This is a genomic window from Streptomyces sp. NPDC033165 (assembly GCF_055577965.1).
This window is the reverse complement of the sequence record NZ_JBVIPK010000020.1, coordinates 1-14804: the sequence shown is the minus strand read 5'-3', so window position 1 is coordinate 14804 and position 14804 is coordinate 1. Positions and strand designations below refer to the sequence as shown.

12 protein-coding genes and 1 tRNA gene are annotated in these 14804 nt (G+C 72.0%); 9 read left to right on the top strand and 4 right to left on the bottom strand.

The features are described 5' to 3' along the window. The first annotated feature begins 173 nt into the window (after positions 1-173). Positions 174-261, top strand: a tRNA-Leu gene (locus ACZ5WC_RS30935). Between the two features lie 88 nt (positions 262-349). Here the strand turns inward: ACZ5WC_RS30935 and ACZ5WC_RS30930 are convergent. Beyond that, on the bottom strand, positions 350-472 hold the full coding sequence (locus ACZ5WC_RS30930; protein ID WP_468543916.1) for a hypothetical protein: 123 nt from the start codon (positions 470-472) through the stop codon (positions 350-352). 422 nt (positions 473-894) lie between these two features. Here ACZ5WC_RS30930 and ACZ5WC_RS30925 point away from each other — a divergent pair, with 422 nt between their 5' ends. The 8 genes from ACZ5WC_RS30925 (at position 895) to ACZ5WC_RS30890 (ending at position 11637) form a co-directional block, all read left to right on the top strand. Continuing rightward, positions 895-1911 carry a LacI family DNA-binding transcriptional regulator gene (locus ACZ5WC_RS30925; RefSeq protein ID WP_468543915.1) on the top strand — a complete coding sequence of 339 codons (1017 nt, stop codon included), beginning with the start codon at positions 895-897 and terminating at the stop codon, positions 1909-1911. Beyond that, positions 1908-3509 (top strand): sugar ABC transporter ATP-binding protein, encoded by a 1602-nt coding sequence (locus tag ACZ5WC_RS30920; protein ID WP_468543914.1) that lies wholly within the window; start codon positions 1908-1910, stop codon positions 3507-3509. Before ACZ5WC_RS30925 ends, ACZ5WC_RS30920 begins: the two co-directional genes overlap by 4 nt. After that, positions 3499-5454 (top strand): ABC transporter permease/substrate-binding protein, encoded by a 1956-nt coding sequence (locus ACZ5WC_RS30915; protein WP_468543913.1) that lies wholly within the window; start codon positions 3499-3501, stop codon positions 5452-5454. Before ACZ5WC_RS30920 ends, ACZ5WC_RS30915 begins: the two co-directional genes overlap by 11 nt. Before the next feature lie 128 nt (positions 5455-5582). Next, positions 5583-6506, top strand: coding sequence for a ribokinase (locus tag ACZ5WC_RS30910; protein WP_468543912.1), 924 nt, complete (start codon positions 5583-5585; stop codon positions 6504-6506). After that, a complete protein-coding gene (gene rbsD / locus ACZ5WC_RS30905) occupies positions 6503-6892 on the top strand; it encodes a D-ribose pyranase (RefSeq protein WP_468543911.1) in 390 nt (129 codons plus the stop codon). Before ACZ5WC_RS30910 ends, rbsD begins: the two co-directional genes overlap by 4 nt. Positions 6893-7363: 471 nt before the next feature. Next, the gene (locus ACZ5WC_RS30900) at positions 7364-8824 is read left to right on the top strand and encodes a hypothetical protein (protein WP_468543910.1); all 1461 of its coding nucleotides are present in this window, start codon (positions 7364-7366) and stop codon (positions 8822-8824) included. A 222-nt stretch (positions 8825-9046) separates the two neighbouring features. Then, positions 9047-10324, top strand: a complete 1278-nt coding sequence (locus ACZ5WC_RS30895) for an AAA family ATPase (RefSeq protein ID WP_468543909.1) — start codon at positions 9047-9049, stop codon at positions 10322-10324. Between the two features lie 2 nt (positions 10325-10326). Next, positions 10327-11637, top strand: coding sequence for a vWA domain-containing protein (locus ACZ5WC_RS30890; protein ID WP_468543908.1), 1311 nt, complete (start codon positions 10327-10329; stop codon positions 11635-11637). A 355-nt stretch (positions 11638-11992) separates the two neighbouring features. Here the strand turns inward: ACZ5WC_RS30890 and ACZ5WC_RS30885 are convergent, their stop codons facing one another. The 3 genes from ACZ5WC_RS30885 to ACZ5WC_RS30875 form a co-directional block, all read right to left on the bottom strand. Beyond that, a complete protein-coding gene (locus ACZ5WC_RS30885) occupies positions 11993-12790 on the bottom strand; it encodes an N-formylglutamate amidohydrolase (RefSeq protein WP_468543907.1) in 798 nt (265 codons plus the stop codon). 75 nt (positions 12791-12865) lie between these two features. Continuing rightward, positions 12866-13846, bottom strand: coding sequence for a sphingomyelin phosphodiesterase (gene sph / locus ACZ5WC_RS30880; RefSeq protein ID WP_468543906.1), 981 nt, complete (start codon positions 13844-13846; stop codon positions 12866-12868). Between the two features lie 148 nt (positions 13847-13994). Beyond that, entirely contained in the window at positions 13995-14615 is a 621-nt protein-coding gene (locus tag ACZ5WC_RS30875) for a class F sortase (RefSeq protein WP_468543991.1), read from the bottom strand. Positions 14616-14804: the final 189 nt, after the last annotated feature.

Sequence of the window (14804 nt, the reverse complement as noted above, 5' to 3'; positions counted from 1 at the left end):
GGACGCGAAGGTAGCCCCGCGACCTCCCCAGACCGTGGAGGCGCCGACCACCGGCCCGCCGCACCGCACTGACCACCGGGTATGCCACGGATATGCAGGTGAAACGCGCTCCGAACCCCTGGTATTGTTTTCCATGTCGCCGCGGGGAACACACCGCGAACGACAGACACCTTGTCCGGGTGGCGGAATGGCAGACGCGCTAGCTTGAGGTGCTAGTGCCCTTTATCGGGCGTGGGGGTTCAAGTCCCCCCTCGGACACCAGCTAAGACCCCTGTTGATCAGGGGTTTTTTGCTTTTCCAGGCTGTGGCGTGACCAGCCACGTGACCAACAGCCGAGAGATTCCCCAGGTCAGACCAGGGATGACAGGCCGAGTCGGCCCGCACCGGAGGCGGCGAGCTTCCGTAGACGGTAGGTGTTGCCCTCTCCGACCACGACCCAGCCCAGTTCGGTGGCCCCTGCGTTCCACTTCACGAGGGGCCACCGCTCCACGGGGCGGGCCAGCGTCGAAAGGTACTCGGCTTCCCCGGAGTAGGCGGAAGGTTGGCCACGTGGCCAACGCATGGCCAGCAGCGGCATGAAACCGCCCGAAACAGCGGGAGGGGAGAGTTCAAGTCCCCCTCGGACACCACTGAAGACCCCACGTCAGCTGGGGTCTCCTGGGTTTCCCTCCACCTCTGACGCAAGCCACCCCTGGCACGAGCCGCCCCCGACGGGCAAGCCGTCACTGCTGTGACCGCGCTCCTGTCACGATCCGGTCTCGGACGCGAGGAGGGGTCTTGTTTTCGGCCATGTAATCGATTCCAATCATCCGTGTAATCGATTCCACGGCGTCGCGCGATCGGGCTGCCCAGGGGATTCGAGGTGTACGGAAACCACAAGGAGGTGGTCCGGACATGGCGAGCATCAAGGATGTCGCGGCCGAGGCGGGAGTGTCCGTCGCCACGGTCTCGCGGGTGCTGAACAGCCATCCGTCCGTCAGCGCGGAGGCGCGCACCCGCGTTCTCGCCGCCGTGGAGGCGCTCGGCTACCGGCCCAACGCGGTGGCCCGCTCGCTGCGCACGGCCCAGACCCGCACCCTCGGTCTGGTCATCAGCGACGTGCTCAACCCGTACTTCACCGAGCTGGCCCGCTTCGTCGAGGAGGAGGCCCGCACGCTCGGCTACAGCGTGATCATCGGCAACGCCGACGAGCGGCCCGAGCTCCAGGACCATCACATCCGCACGCTCATCGACCGCCGGATCGACGGGCTCCTCGTCTCGCCCGCCGACGGCGGCTCCCCGCTGATGGGGGAGGTGGCCCTGAGCGGTACGCCGATGGTCTTCGTGGACCGTTGGATTCCCGGCATCGACGTCCCCGTCGTCCGGGCCGACGGTACGGGCGCGGTCAAGGACCTGGTCGCCCATCTGCACGGTCTCGGTCACCGGAGGCTCGCGATCATCGCCGGGCCGGCGGCCACCACCACCGGCAACGAGCGCGTCGAGGCCTTCCGGGACGCCATGCGGGGGCTGGGGCTCGCGCTGCCCGACGCCTATATCGGACAGGGTGACTTCCAGGCGGCCAGCGGGCGCCGCGCCACCGAACGCTTCCTGGCCCTGCCCGAGCCGCCCGAGGTCGTGTTCGCCGCCGACAACCTGATGGCGCTCGGCGCGCTGGACGCGATCCGGGCGCGGGGGCTGCGGGTCCCCGACGACATCGCGCTCGCCGCCTTCGACGACATCCCGTGGTTCGTGCACACCGATCCGCCGATCACCGCCATCGCCCAGCCGACCGCGGACCTGGCACGGGCCGCCGTACGCGCGCTGGCCGACCTGATCGAAGGGCGGACCCCGCAGTCCGTCACCCTGCCCGCCCGCCTCGTCGTACGCCGCTCGTGCGGCGGGGCCGCACCGAACCAGAGGAGCGACCGGTGACCGCACCGGACAAGCAACTGGTGGCCGCACCAGATGAGTTGCTGCGCATCGAGGGTCTGCGCAAGACCTTTCCCGGCGTGGTGGCGCTCGACAGCGTCGACTTCGACCTCCGCAGAGGCGAGGTCCACGTCCTGCTCGGTGAGAACGGCGCGGGCAAGAGCACCCTCATCAAGATGCTCTCCGGCGCCTACCGCCCCGACCGCGGCCGCATCCTGGCCGAGGGCCGCGAGGTGCGCATCGCCGGTGCGCAGGACGCCGAACGGCTCGGGATCGCCACCATCTACCAGGAATTCAACCTCGTCCCCGACCTCACCGTCGCCGAGAACATCTTCCTGGGCCGCCAGCCGCGCCGCTTCGGCCTCGTCGACCACCGGCGGATGCGCCAGGACGCGGCGGAGCTGCTGCGCCGGGTCGGCGTCGACGTCGAGCCCGATGCCAAGGTCCGCGAACTGGGCATCGCCCGGCTCCAGATGGTCGAGATCGCCAAGGCGCTGAGCCTGGAGGCACGTGTCCTCATCATGGACGAGCCGACCGCAGTGCTCACCTCCGAGGAGGTCGACAAGCTCTTCGCGATCGTGCGCCAACTGCGCGAGGACGGCGTCGGGATCGTCTTCATCACCCACCACCTGGAAGAGATCGCCGCGCTCGGCGACCGCGTCACCGTCCTCCGCGACGGCCGCAGCATCGACCAGGTCCCGGCGTCGACCCCCGAGGACGAACTCGTCCAGCTCATGGTCGGCCGCAGCATCGAGCAGCAGTACCCGCGTGAACGCCCCGACACGGGTGAGGTGTTGCTCTCCGTGCGGGGGCTGACCCGGGACGGCGTCTTCCACGACATCAGCTTCGATGTGCACGCCGGGGAGGTCGTCGGCCTGGCCGGACTCGTGGGGGCCGGACGTACGGAGGTGGCGCGAGCCGTCTTCGGGGCCGACCCGTACGACGCGGGCACCGTCGACGTACGCGGCGAGCGCCTCACCCGGCACGACGTCCCCGCCGCGATGGGCGCCGGGATAGGCCTCGTACCGGAGGACCGCAAGGGCCAGGGGCTGGTCCTCGACGCCTCCGTGCAGGAGAACCTGGGATTGGTCACCCTGCGTTCCGCGACCCGCTCCGGGCTGGTGGACCTCAAGGGCCAGCGCACCGCCGCCGCCCGCATCGCCCAGCAGCTCGGTGTCCGCATGTCCGGCCTCGGCCAGCATGTCCGCACCCTGTCCGGCGGCAACCAGCAGAAGGTCGTCATCGGGAAGTGGCTGCTGGCCGACACCCGGGTGCTCATCCTCGACGAGCCGACCCGGGGCATCGACGTCGGTGCCAAGGTCGAGATCTACCAGCTCATCAACGAGCTCACCGCCTCCGGGCACGCCGTCCTGATGATCTCCAGTGACCTGCCCGAGGTCCTGGGCATGAGCGACCGGGTCCTCGTCATGGCCCAGGGGCGGATCGCCGGTGAGCTCCCGGCGGCAGAGGCGACCCAGGACGCCGTGATGGCCCTCGCCGTCGGTACAGGGGCCGCCGACGCTCCGACCCCTGCCGACAGCCCCGCCCCCACCGAACACCCCGCAACGAAGCAGGAGAAGGAGGGCCTCCGTGGCCACTGAGACCGTCAAGAGCGACATGGGAGCGGGCGGAGTCTCCGTGATACGCCGCGTCCTGCTCGACAACGGCGCGCTCAGCGCCCTGGTCGTCCTGGTGGTGGCGATGTCGCTGCTCTCCGGCGACTTCCTGACCACCCAGAACCTGCTGAACGTCGGTGTCCAGGCGGCCGTCACCGCCATCCTCGCGTTCGGCGTCACCTTCGTCATCGTCTCGGCGGGCATCGACCTGTCCGTCGGCTCGGTGGCCGCCCTCTCCGCGACGGTCCTCGCCTGGTCGGCCACCTCCGCCGGAGTGCCGGTGGTCCTCGCGGTCGTGCTCGCGATCGTCACGGGCATCGCCTGCGGCTTCGTGAACGGCGCCCTCGTCTCGTACGGCAAACTCCCGCCGTTCATCGCGACGTTGGCGATGCTCTCGATCGCCCGAGGGCTGTCTCTCGTCATCTCGCAGGGCAGCCCGATCGCCTTCCCCGAGTCGGTCTCGCGGCTCGGCGACACGCTCGGCGGCTGGCTCCCCGTACCGGTCCTCGTGATGATCGCGATGGGCCTGATCACCGCCCTGATCCTCGGTCGCACCTTCATCGGCCGCTCGATGTACGCCATCGGCGGCAACGAGGAAGCCGCCCGGCTCTCCGGGCTCCGCGTCAAGCGCCAGAAGATCGTCATCTACGCGCTGTCCGGCCTGTTCGCCGCCGTCGCGGGCATCGTCCTGGCCTCCCGCCTCGTCTCCGCCCAGCCGCAGGCCGCCCAGGGGTACGAACTCGACGCCATCGCCGCGGTCGTCATCGGCGGCGCCAGCCTGGCCGGTGGCGTCGGCAAGGCGTCCGGCACCCTGATCGGCGCGCTCATCCTCGCCGTACTCCGCAACGGACTCAACCTCCTCTCCGTATCGGCGTTCTGGCAGCAAGTCGTCATCGGCGTCGTCATCGCACTGGCCGTCCTTCTCGACACGCTGCGCCGCAAGGCCGGTTCGGGAGCGGCCACCTCGGCCGGGACCGCCCCGGGCGCACCCGGCTCCGGCCGGAGGAACGCCCTCAGGCTCACGGGTGCGGCCCTCTGTGCGGCGATCGTCATCGGAGCGGTCTCCCTCTTCAACTCCGGCTCGTCCGGCGGTGCGACGAAGGTCGGCATGTCCCTCTCCACCCTCAACAACCCCTTCTTCGTGCAGATGCGGGAGGGCGCGGAGGCGGAGGCGAAGAAGGCGGGCATCGACCTCACCGTCACCGACGCCCAGAACGACGCCTCCCAGCAGGCCAACCAGCTCCAGAACTTCACGAGTTCGAGCGTCTCCTCGATCATCGTCAACCCGGTGGACTCCGATGCCGTCGGACCGGGCGTACGCAGCGCGAACAAGGCCGAGATCCCGGTGGTCGCCGCCGACCGGGGGGTCAACAAGGCGGACACCGCAACCCTCGTCGCCTCGGACAACGTGGCGGGTGGCAAGCTCGCCGCCGACGCGCTGGCCGACAAGCTCGGCGGCAAGGGCAGCATCGTCATCCTCCAGGGCACGGCGGGCACCTCCGCCAGCCGTGAGCGCGGGGCCGGGTTCGCCGAGGGCCTCAAGGCGTACCCGGGCATCAAGGTGGTCGCCAAGCAGCCCGCGGACTTCGACCGCACCAAGGGCCTGGACGTCATGACGAACCTCATCCAGTCGCACCCCGGCGTCACCGGCGTCTTCGCCGAGAACGACGAGATGGCGCTCGGCGCGGCCAAGGCGCTCGGCGGCAAGGCCGGAAAGTCCGTGTCCGTCGTCGGCTTCGACGGAACCCCGGACGGACTGAAGGCGGTCGAGGCGGGCACGCTCTACGCGTCCGTGGCGCAGCAGCCCGCCGAGCTGGGCAGGATCGCGGTGCGCAACGCCGTCAAGGCCGCGAAGGAGGAGAAGGTCGAGAGCATGGTGAAGGTGCCGGTCAAGGTCGTCACCCGGGAGAACGTCGCCGACTTCTCCTGAACCGGTCCGTGGACCGGTCCGTGGACCGGTCGGTGAACCGGCCCGTGAACCGGCCTACAGACACCGGTTGCCCCGGTGGTCCCGGTGGTCCCGGCGGACCCGGAACGACGAAAGCAGGAAGCACGCACATGCACGACAACGCCCCTGATGACCGGTACGACCTGCTGGTCGTCGGATCGGCCAACGCCGACCTGGTGATCGGCGTCGAGCGCCGCCCCGCGCCCGGCGAGACGGTGCTCGGCTCCGACCTGGCCGTCCACCCCGGCGGCAAGGGTGCCAACCAGGCCGTCGCCGCAGCCCGGTTGGGGGCCCGTACGGCGCTCCTGGCCCGAGTGGGCGACGATGACCACGGCCGCCTTCTCCTGGAGACGCAGCGCACCGCGGGCGTCGACACGGACGGCGTCCTGGTCGGTGGGGCCCCGACCGGAGTCGCCCTGATCACCGTCGATCCCTCGGGCGACAACAGCATCGTGGTCTCCCCGGGGGCCAACGGACGCCTGACACCCGAGGACGTCCGGGCGGCGGACCCGCTGCTGGCGGCCGCCCGGGTCGTCTCCGTACAGCTGGAGATCCCTCTCGACACCGTGGCCGAGACGGTACGCGGCCTGGGGCCGGACGCCCGGTTCGTCCTCAACCCGTCCCCGCCCGCCCCCCTGCCCGATGAGGTGTTCGCTGCCTGCGATCCGCTGGTGGTCAACGAGCACGAGGCGCGGTACATCCTGGGCGCGGCAGCGGGGGAGACCCCGCAGGAGTGGGCTCCGGCGCTGCTTGAGCTGGGCCCCCGCTCGGTCGTGATCACGCTCGGCGCGGAGGGCGCCCTGGTGGCCGACCGCCGTACGGACTCCCTGGACCACCTGGTCGGCCCGAAGGTCGAGGCCGTGGACACGACGGGGGCCGGGGACGCGTTCACGGCGGCCCTGGCCTGGCGGCTGGGCCGCGGCGACGACCTGCGGCAGGCGGCGGCCTTCGCGGTGCGCGTGGGCGCGGCGGCGGTCACGGGCCGGGGTGCGCAGGAGTCGTTCCCGACGCTGGAGGAGGTCGACGCGCTGTGAAGAAGTCGGGCGTCCTCAACCGCCACCTGGCCGGTGCCATCGCCGAACTCGGCCACGGAGACGGCGTGCTGGTCTGCGACGTGGGCATGCCGATCCCGCCGGGACCGCGGGTGGTCGACCTGGCCTTCCGGGCCGGGACCCCGTCGTTCGCGGAGGTGCTGGACGGCCTGCTCGACGAGCTGGCCGTGGAGGGCGCGACGGCGGCCCAGGAGATCCGCGACGCCAACCCGGAGGCCGCGACCCTGTTGGACGACCACTTCCCTTGGCTGGAACTGCTCCCGCACGACGAACTGAAGGCGCTCACGGCGACGGCCCGCCTGATCGTGCGTACGGGGGAGGCCCGGCCGTACGCGAATGTGCTGCTGAGGTGCGGGGTCTTCTTCTGAGCCCCTGGGGCGATGAGGGAGCCCTGAGGCGACGACTGTACGAGGTCGGGCCGCCCCTCCCCCGACGCCGGGGAGCGGCCCGTCCTCCGCCATGCGTTCCCTTCCCTGCTCAGCCGCGATCTCGGGGTCGGTCCGTCCGGCGAGCGTCTACTCCTGGATGTGGCCGAAGGGCACGCGGGGGTCGGGCAGTCGGCGCGGGCAGGCCGTGAGGGCGGTGCTGTCGGCGATCATCCGGGAGAACTCCGGCCTCGCGCGTCCCGCGGTCAGGTCCTGTGTGGCCCTACGGCGTGATGATCCAGTTCGTCGAGTGGGTCACGCCCGCCGACAACTGACGCTGAGGGAGGCGCGAGGGCGGCCCCGGCTACGGTCACGAAAAACGTTCTGGCGGATCACGGTGACCGGAGCTAAGCTTCCCGCGATGACTCACTCCATGAACAGATTGGGGGACCCGTCCGCGCAAGGTGAGTGCTGATGCACCATCACATCGCGAATCGGGATTCCCACCCGTCTCATACTTCCTTCTGGCCTCGCGTACGCGAGTTCGCCGTGCCGGCCGCCATGATCGAGACAGCGACCGCCCGCCGACAGGCGGGGGACTGGGCCGGGGCATGCGCCGCCGCCGGCGTAGACGTCGATCTCCAGCTACGATCCGTGGCGCGCAGCCATGGAACGGCGTTCGCCGCCCGCATCCGGGCCGACCTGCGCCATCTGGCTCCCGACCTGCTGCGCTGGCATCTGCCGAGAATCGCTCCGCACGGGCTGCTGCGCCCGGGGCTGACGATCGCACTGGCCCGCTACGGCGGTCCGGAGCCCGACGGGCCGCCGGACCCGCTGTATCTCGTTGTCCGGACCCCGCCCGCCTGGGCGGACGCCGGACAGCGGGTCAGCCTCACCCTGTGGGACGGGTCGTACGCCGAACCGGGCGCCCGCCGCCATCCCCACCCCCATCCGAACCGCCGCTTCCGGCTCGATCTGCACCGCCACCTGTGGGATGCGCGCAGAGTCGACGAGCTGCGGATGCGATCCGGAGCTGACCAGCCAACAGCGGTTCGCGGCACGTCTGTTGACCCGCACCTGCTGGACGCCTTGCCGCCGGATCGCCCGTACGCCGTCGACCGCTGGGCAGCGGAGGCGGCGATCCTGCTCCGGGCCGAGGGGCAGGGGCCCGGAGGGGCGGTGAGCGTACGGCTGGGAGGCCGCCGCCGGATTCTCGTGTACGTGGAGGAAGGCGGGGGCGGCTGCGGGACGCCACCCGTCGTGCGCCTTGCGGCGGGGGCCAGGGATGCGCGCACGGCTGCCGCATCGCCGGTGCTGCCGGATACGGCGACCTGGGTGCTGCCGGACCTCGACCTGATCCGTAGCGGTTCGATCGAGGCCGGTCAGCTGCACCCGCTGGTCGCGCGCGCCCTCGTACCGGATCTTGCACCGACGGCCCCGGACCCGGCATCGGTACCGGCAACGGTCCCGGCGTCGGCCCGCTCGCGGACTGCTGAGCGGGCCGGGCAGCCGCGCATCGTGGAGTGCCGGGGAGCCCGGCACCGCATCGGGCTGGTCGACGGGGCTCTCGCCGCACTGGACCACGACCCGGCCGAGATCCGCCGCGAAGAGCTGCTGGTCGCTCTGACCGGTACGCCGCTTCCCTGCCTCCAGGCCATCGACCGGGCTCACCGGCGCCCGGACTGCCTGACCGGTGTGCGCGAACGTCTCGACCACGGAGACATCGCCGGTGCGCTGGCCGTCGTCGAGGGCCTGCTCGGTCCTGACGCGGTGCTGCGCAAGGGGCCTCTGCGGGACGAACTGGAGGCCGCCGCGCAACGGCGGATCACCTACGGCCTGTTCCGGGCGGACCTGCTCGGCCCCGGTCCCGCCCGCTACCGCCCCGACCATCGCCGTCCCGGTGACCGGCGCCCGCGCCGTACCGCCGTCGGCTGACAACTGCCCCGGGACCCGGGGCCTCAGAGCGTCGGACCGCGCCGTCGTGCGCAAGCACGTGCACGCATGGACCCGCACACGGACCCGTGCGCGACCCCGCACACAAGCCCGTACGCAAACCCCGCACCCTCACCCCCGCATGTCCGCCCGTACTCACGCTCGCACCCACGCCCGTACACATCCCCGCTCATTCGTCCTCTCACTCAACCTCAGGTGATCACCATGCTGACGAACACCCGGCCCGCCGCTCCCGTGGACTCCACCGTCACCCCCAGCCCCGCGCCCGTCTCCCAACTCGTCGTCGCCGAGCAGCTGATGACCCTGCTCCGTGACACCACCACCGAGCCGCGCCCCGACACCCAGCTGGAAGCACTGACGCTCGCGGTCGCCGCCGATCTGCCCGTGCTCCTGTGGGGCGAACCGGGCATCGGCAAGACCGCCGCCCTCACACAGCTCGCCGCCTCTCTCGACCTGCCGTTGACCACGGTCATCGCCAGCGTGCACGAGCCGTCCGACTTCTCCGGGCTGCCCATCGTCGGGGACGACCCCGCCGAGCAGGGCGTCCCGATGGCCCCGCCGGACTGGGCCGTTCGCCTCGTGCGCGCGGGGCGGGGGCTGTTGTTCCTGGACGAGCTGTCCACCGCGCCGCCCGCCGTCCAGGCCGCGCTGCTCCGCCTCGTCCTGGAGCGCCGCATCGGCGCCCTTCAACTCCCGCCCGGTGTGAGGATCGTGGCCGCCGCCAACCCGCGCTCCTCGGCGGCCGACGGCTGGGAGCTGAGTCCGCCGCTCGCCAACCGCTTCGTCCACCTCCAGTGGACCCACGACCACGAGGTCGTCGTGCGGGGGCTCGGCGGGACCTGGCCGCGCGCGACGCTGCCGGAGCTCGACCCCGGGAAGCTGCCCGGGGCCGTGGACTTCGCCCGCCGTGCGGTGTGCGGGCTCCTCTCCGCCCGCCCCACGCTCGTCCACCGGCTGCCCAGTACGGAGACGCGCCGGGGCGGTCCGTGGCCGTCGCCGCGCAGCTGGGACATGACCCTGAGCCTGATCGCCTTCGCGACCGCCGCCGGATCGTCCCGGGAGGTGCTGTCCCTGCTGGTCAGGGGAACGGTGGGGGACGGCCCGGGGCTGGAGCTCCTGGCGGGCCTGGACCGGATGGACCTCCCGGACCCCGAGACGCTGCTCGCCGACCCGGCGGCGGCCTTCCTGCCCGAGCGCGGGGATCTCCGGCAGGCCGCGCTGGACGGGGTCGTCGCGGCGGTCCGTACCCGCCCGGACCGGTCCCGTTGGGATGCCGCGTGGACGCTCCTCGTCCGGGCCCTGAAGACCGGGGCCCCGGATCTGGTGGTCGTTCCCGCGACCGCGCTCGCCGCGCTGCGCCAGGAGGACTGGGACGTACCGGAGGCCATCGAGGACCTGGCCGGCGTGGTGTCCCTCTCCCGGCGGGCCGATCGGGCGGCTGACCGGGTCGCGGGCCGAGTCCCGGCGAAGGCGGGGCGATGAAGGTGACGGCAGAGGCAGAGGCAGAGGCAGAGGCAAAGGCGAAGGCGACTGAGACGACGGCGGCAAAGGCGACGGCGACGCACGCGCCGAGGGCGCTCGACCGGGACAAGCTCTTCGCCGCCCGGTTGCAGGCCGCCCGGGCCCGCCCCTACCTGGCGACGGCGCTGTTCGCCCTGCACACCGTGGAGTCGTGGCGGGTGCCGACCATGGGCGTCGACCGGTACTGGCGGTGCTACGTCTCACCCGCGTTCGTGGCGCGGACCCCCGTGGAGCAGCTGGCCGGGGTCTGGGTCCACGAGGTCTCCCACCTGCTGCGTGACCACCACGGGCGCAGCGACCGGGTCGCCCGGCAGCGCGGGCTGAACGGCCCCGGGGACCGGCTGCGGATGAACATCGCCGCCGACTGCGAGATCAACGACGATGTGTACGGCGACGGCCTGGCCCGGCCGAAGGGCGCTGTGTACCCGTCGACCCTGGGGCTGCCGACCGGCGAGCTCATGGAGGACTACCTGCGCCAGTTCGGCCTCGGCCCGAGTACCCAGAACCTCGCCTGGCTGGACTGCGGCAGCGGCGCCGACGGACTGGCGCGGGACTGGGAGCTGGGGCCCGAGGGAGCCGACGGGCTCAGCGACCAGGAGCAGGACGCGGTCCGCTTCCGGGTGGCGCAGGGCATCAACGGCCGCCCCGGGAACGCCTCGAAGGGATGGAAGCGGTGGGCGGAGGAGGCGTTCCATCCTCCGCAGCCGTGGCGGGAGTTGCTGGGGGCCGCCGTCCGCTCGGCGACCTCGGGCCACGGCGCGGGGGAGGACTACAGCTACGGCCGCCCCGCGCGGCGCTCCGCCGGACTGCCCGGTGTCGTCCTGCCGAGCCTGCGTCGCAGGCCGCCCCAGGTCTCCGTGGTCATCGACACCTCCGGCTCGGTCAGCGACGCCGAACTGGGCAGTGCGCTCCTGGAGGTCGCCGCCATCTCCCGAGCGGTGGGCGGCCGCCGCGACCTGGTCACCGTCCTCGCGTGCGACGCGGCGACCCGGGTCGTGCATCCGCTGTGCAGCGCGGAGGGCATCCCGCTGGTGGGCGGTGGCGGTACGGATCTGCGTACGGGCTTCGCCAGGGCGCTGCGGTCGCATCCCCGACCCGACGCCATCGTTGTCCTGACGGATGGTCAGACACCGTGGCCGGCCGCGCAACCGGCGTGCCGGACGGTCGTCGGTCTGTTCCCCCGCCGACGCAGGAACCGTTCCTACCGCGAGGGCGACCCGGACCGCGTTCCGGACGGGCCTCCGGCATGGGCGCGCGTGGTGGAGATCGGGTAGCGCGCACCTTCGGGCGGCGGCGCCCGGGCCCGGGCCCGGGCCCGGGCCCGGGCACGGATGTCGTACGTCGGCGCTCGGCCGGGCCCTCCTCCGGCCGAGCGCCGACGCCTTGCCCTCGTCGGCTTCCCGCCGGGCGTTCCGGCGCCACTTCGGGCGGGCGCCGGGCCAGGGGGCGCCAACGGCCGCTCTCCGCCCTGCCCTTGGTACTTGCCCTTGGCCTCCACCCGGGCCGTGTGCTTCAGCGGACAGCGCCGAACCGGCCGCCGGGCGGGCCGTCCGGCCGGGTCGGTGAGGGCGGGGGACGTGGCTGCGCCGTCCATGGCCGACGGGTCGGCAGCTCGTGCGGAACCGCCGGTCAGAGACGGCCCACCAGCTCCGCCACGGCCGCGGCGAGTGCGTCGAGTTCCTCACCCGCGGGTCCGCCCGGCTCGCTCATGTACGTGTCGCGGCGGATCTCGATCATCAGGGCGGTGACCCGGTGGTCCGTACCGTAGTGCTTGAGCGGGACGTACGTACCGGCGAACGGGCTGTCGACCCCCGTGCCGCCGAAGCCCGCGAACGCCTCCTCGGCCAGGGAGCGCAGCTCCGGCGGGGTGTGGAACGGGTCGGTGCCCAGGCAGACCGGCGGGCGGGGGCCGGTGCCGTGGAGTTCGTAGGGGAGGGGCGCTGTCGGGTACGAGTGGACGTCGATGACCACCGCGCGGCCCGTGGCGGCGATGCGGGCGTCCACGGCGGCCGTCATCGCCCGCGCGTACGGGTGGAAGTACCGCTCCAGCAGAGGGTGTTGGTCGAGGTCCGGGCCGCGCAGGCGTTCGCGGTGCGTCGTGTGCGTGTAGACCGCGCCCATACCGACGGCGCGCATCTCCTCGCGGTCGTCGGGGAAGCGTTCCGGGTCGACGACCAGGCGCGAGAGGTTGTTGACGAAGCGCCAGGGCCGGGCGGCGGTGCATGCCGCCGCCGCCCGGGCCGCCAGTTCGCCCGTGTGGGCGTCGGTGATGTGGTCGAGCTCCCGCTCCAGAGCCCGGTCCTCCAGCAGGATTCCGTCCCGCGCCTCCTCGGGAACCATCCGGGACCCGTGCGGTACGTGCAGCAGCACCGGGGAGTCGACGTCTCCGGGGAGGAGGTGGAACGACGGCTGGGGGGCAGTGTTCACGGAGCGGGTCCTTCACGGGCGGGGGAGGGAGGATGCCCTCGATTGTCCCACCCGTGGAGTCGGTTGCCCGTGCTGTCAGTTGGTGGACCCGATCACCGGGTAGTGGTCGGAGAGGTTGTCGTACGTGTAGCTCTTGCCCCAGCTGGAGACCGTCCAGGGGGCGCTCTGCTCCTTGATCACGTCGTTGTTCCAGTCCGACGGCCTGGCGTGGCCCGCGCGGTGCAGGACGTGGTCGAGGTCCTCGCGCGGGTCGTCCGGGTAGCGGTCGGCGGCGATCGAGTTGTCGCGGGTGTCGAAGGAGTACCGGTGGCCCGTCTTCGTGTCCGCTGCGGTCAGGCCCGCGTCGGAGAGGAAGGAGGCGAACTCCGCGGAGTGCCCGTCGACATTGAAGTCGCCCGCCACGACGACCTGTTCGGAGGCGGGGATGTTCTTGGCGTCGAGGAAGCCGTCCAGCGCCTTGAACTGGCGGCTGCGCATCTGGGCCGCCTCGCCCGCCGAGCAGCCGGGGTCGGTCGACTGGGCGTGCGTGCCGACCACGTGGACCCGGGTGCCGTTGACGTTCAGCACCACATAGGCGAAGCCCTTGTTGGACCACCAGTCGGCCCCGCAGGCGTCCTTGTAGACGTACTGCTCCTGGCGCACGATCGGCCACTTGCTCAGGATCGCCACGCCGCCGTCCTCCGGCGTCGTCGCCGAGTACGAGCCGCCCGTCGCATCCCAGCCGCTCTTGCTCCGGCCGACCACCGGCGTCTGGTAGGGGTACTGCGCGGCGGAGTTCCGCAGCAGTGCGTCGGAGGTCGCGTTGTCGAACGCCTCCTGTATCACCACGACGTCGTTCCCCTGGAAGAACGAGGTCTTGGGGATCTCGGCCGCCCGGTGGTCCTGGCCCCAGTTGGGGTAAAGGGTCTTGCTGAAGAGGAACGCGTTGTACGAGAGCACCCGCAGCGAGGGCGTCTCGGCGGCCGTGGCCTGCGGTGAGCTCACGGCCAGGGTGACGGCGGCGAGCGTGGCGGAAACGGCCACGCCGGTCAGTCGGCGGAACGCGGTGTTCGGCACGAAGTCTCCTGCGTCGAGTGGGGGGTGTAGCGGGTGCCACCCATCAAAGCAGCGGCAGTTACCCACGGGTAGACGCTGGATGCCATCAGTCTGTCCGGTCGGCTGCCATCTGGTTCGCGTCCCGGTTCCGTGGATGTGCCGTCGATTTTCAGCCGAGTATGCCGTACACAATGAGGTTGTCGACGGGATGGCCCTCGGCGTCGAAGTCCCCGTCGCAGGTGATGAGCCGCAGCGTGCTGCCCTTCGTCGGGCCGTAGACCTTCTCGGTGGGGAACGCCTTCTTGGCGACCGACTCCTTCGCCGTGACCCTGAAGCGCAGGGTCTTGCCCGTTCCGTCGCGTACGAGAACCTTGGCGCCCTTGCGGATGTTCTTCAGGTCGTGGAAGACGGCCCGGCCGAAGCGGGTGTCGTTGTGGCCGATCAGTACGGCCGGGCCCGGTTCGCCGGGGGCCGACCCGCCGGTGTACCAGCCCGCAGTCATGCCCTTCTCCGCGGGCGGGACCTCGACCGTGCCGTCCGCGTTGAGTCCGAGCTCCATGAGGGAGCTCCGCACGCCGATCGAGGGGATCGAGAGCTCGGTGGGGGCTGGTCGTACCGCCTTCGCCTTCGACTCCGGGTCCGACTCCGGCTCCGCTGTCCGCACGTGTCCGGTCGGTGCGGAACCTGTGGGGGGAGCCTCGGACGAGCAGCCGGCCAGAGCCGTACCGGCGGCACCGAGAGCCACGGCGGTCAGCAGGGCTGCGATCCGTCGGGAAACGCGGTGCGTCAGGGACGGGCGGGAAAGGGAGGACGGGTGGGACGTGCGGTGCGTACGGGATGTGCTGCGGGGCAACGGGACTCCTGAAGCGGGAGGGGGAGCGGGTGTGGGGGGGGGGGGGGGGGGGGGGGGGGGGGGGGGGGGGGGGGGGGGGGGGGGGGGGGGGGGGGGGGGGGGGGGGGGGGGGGGGGGGGGGGGGGG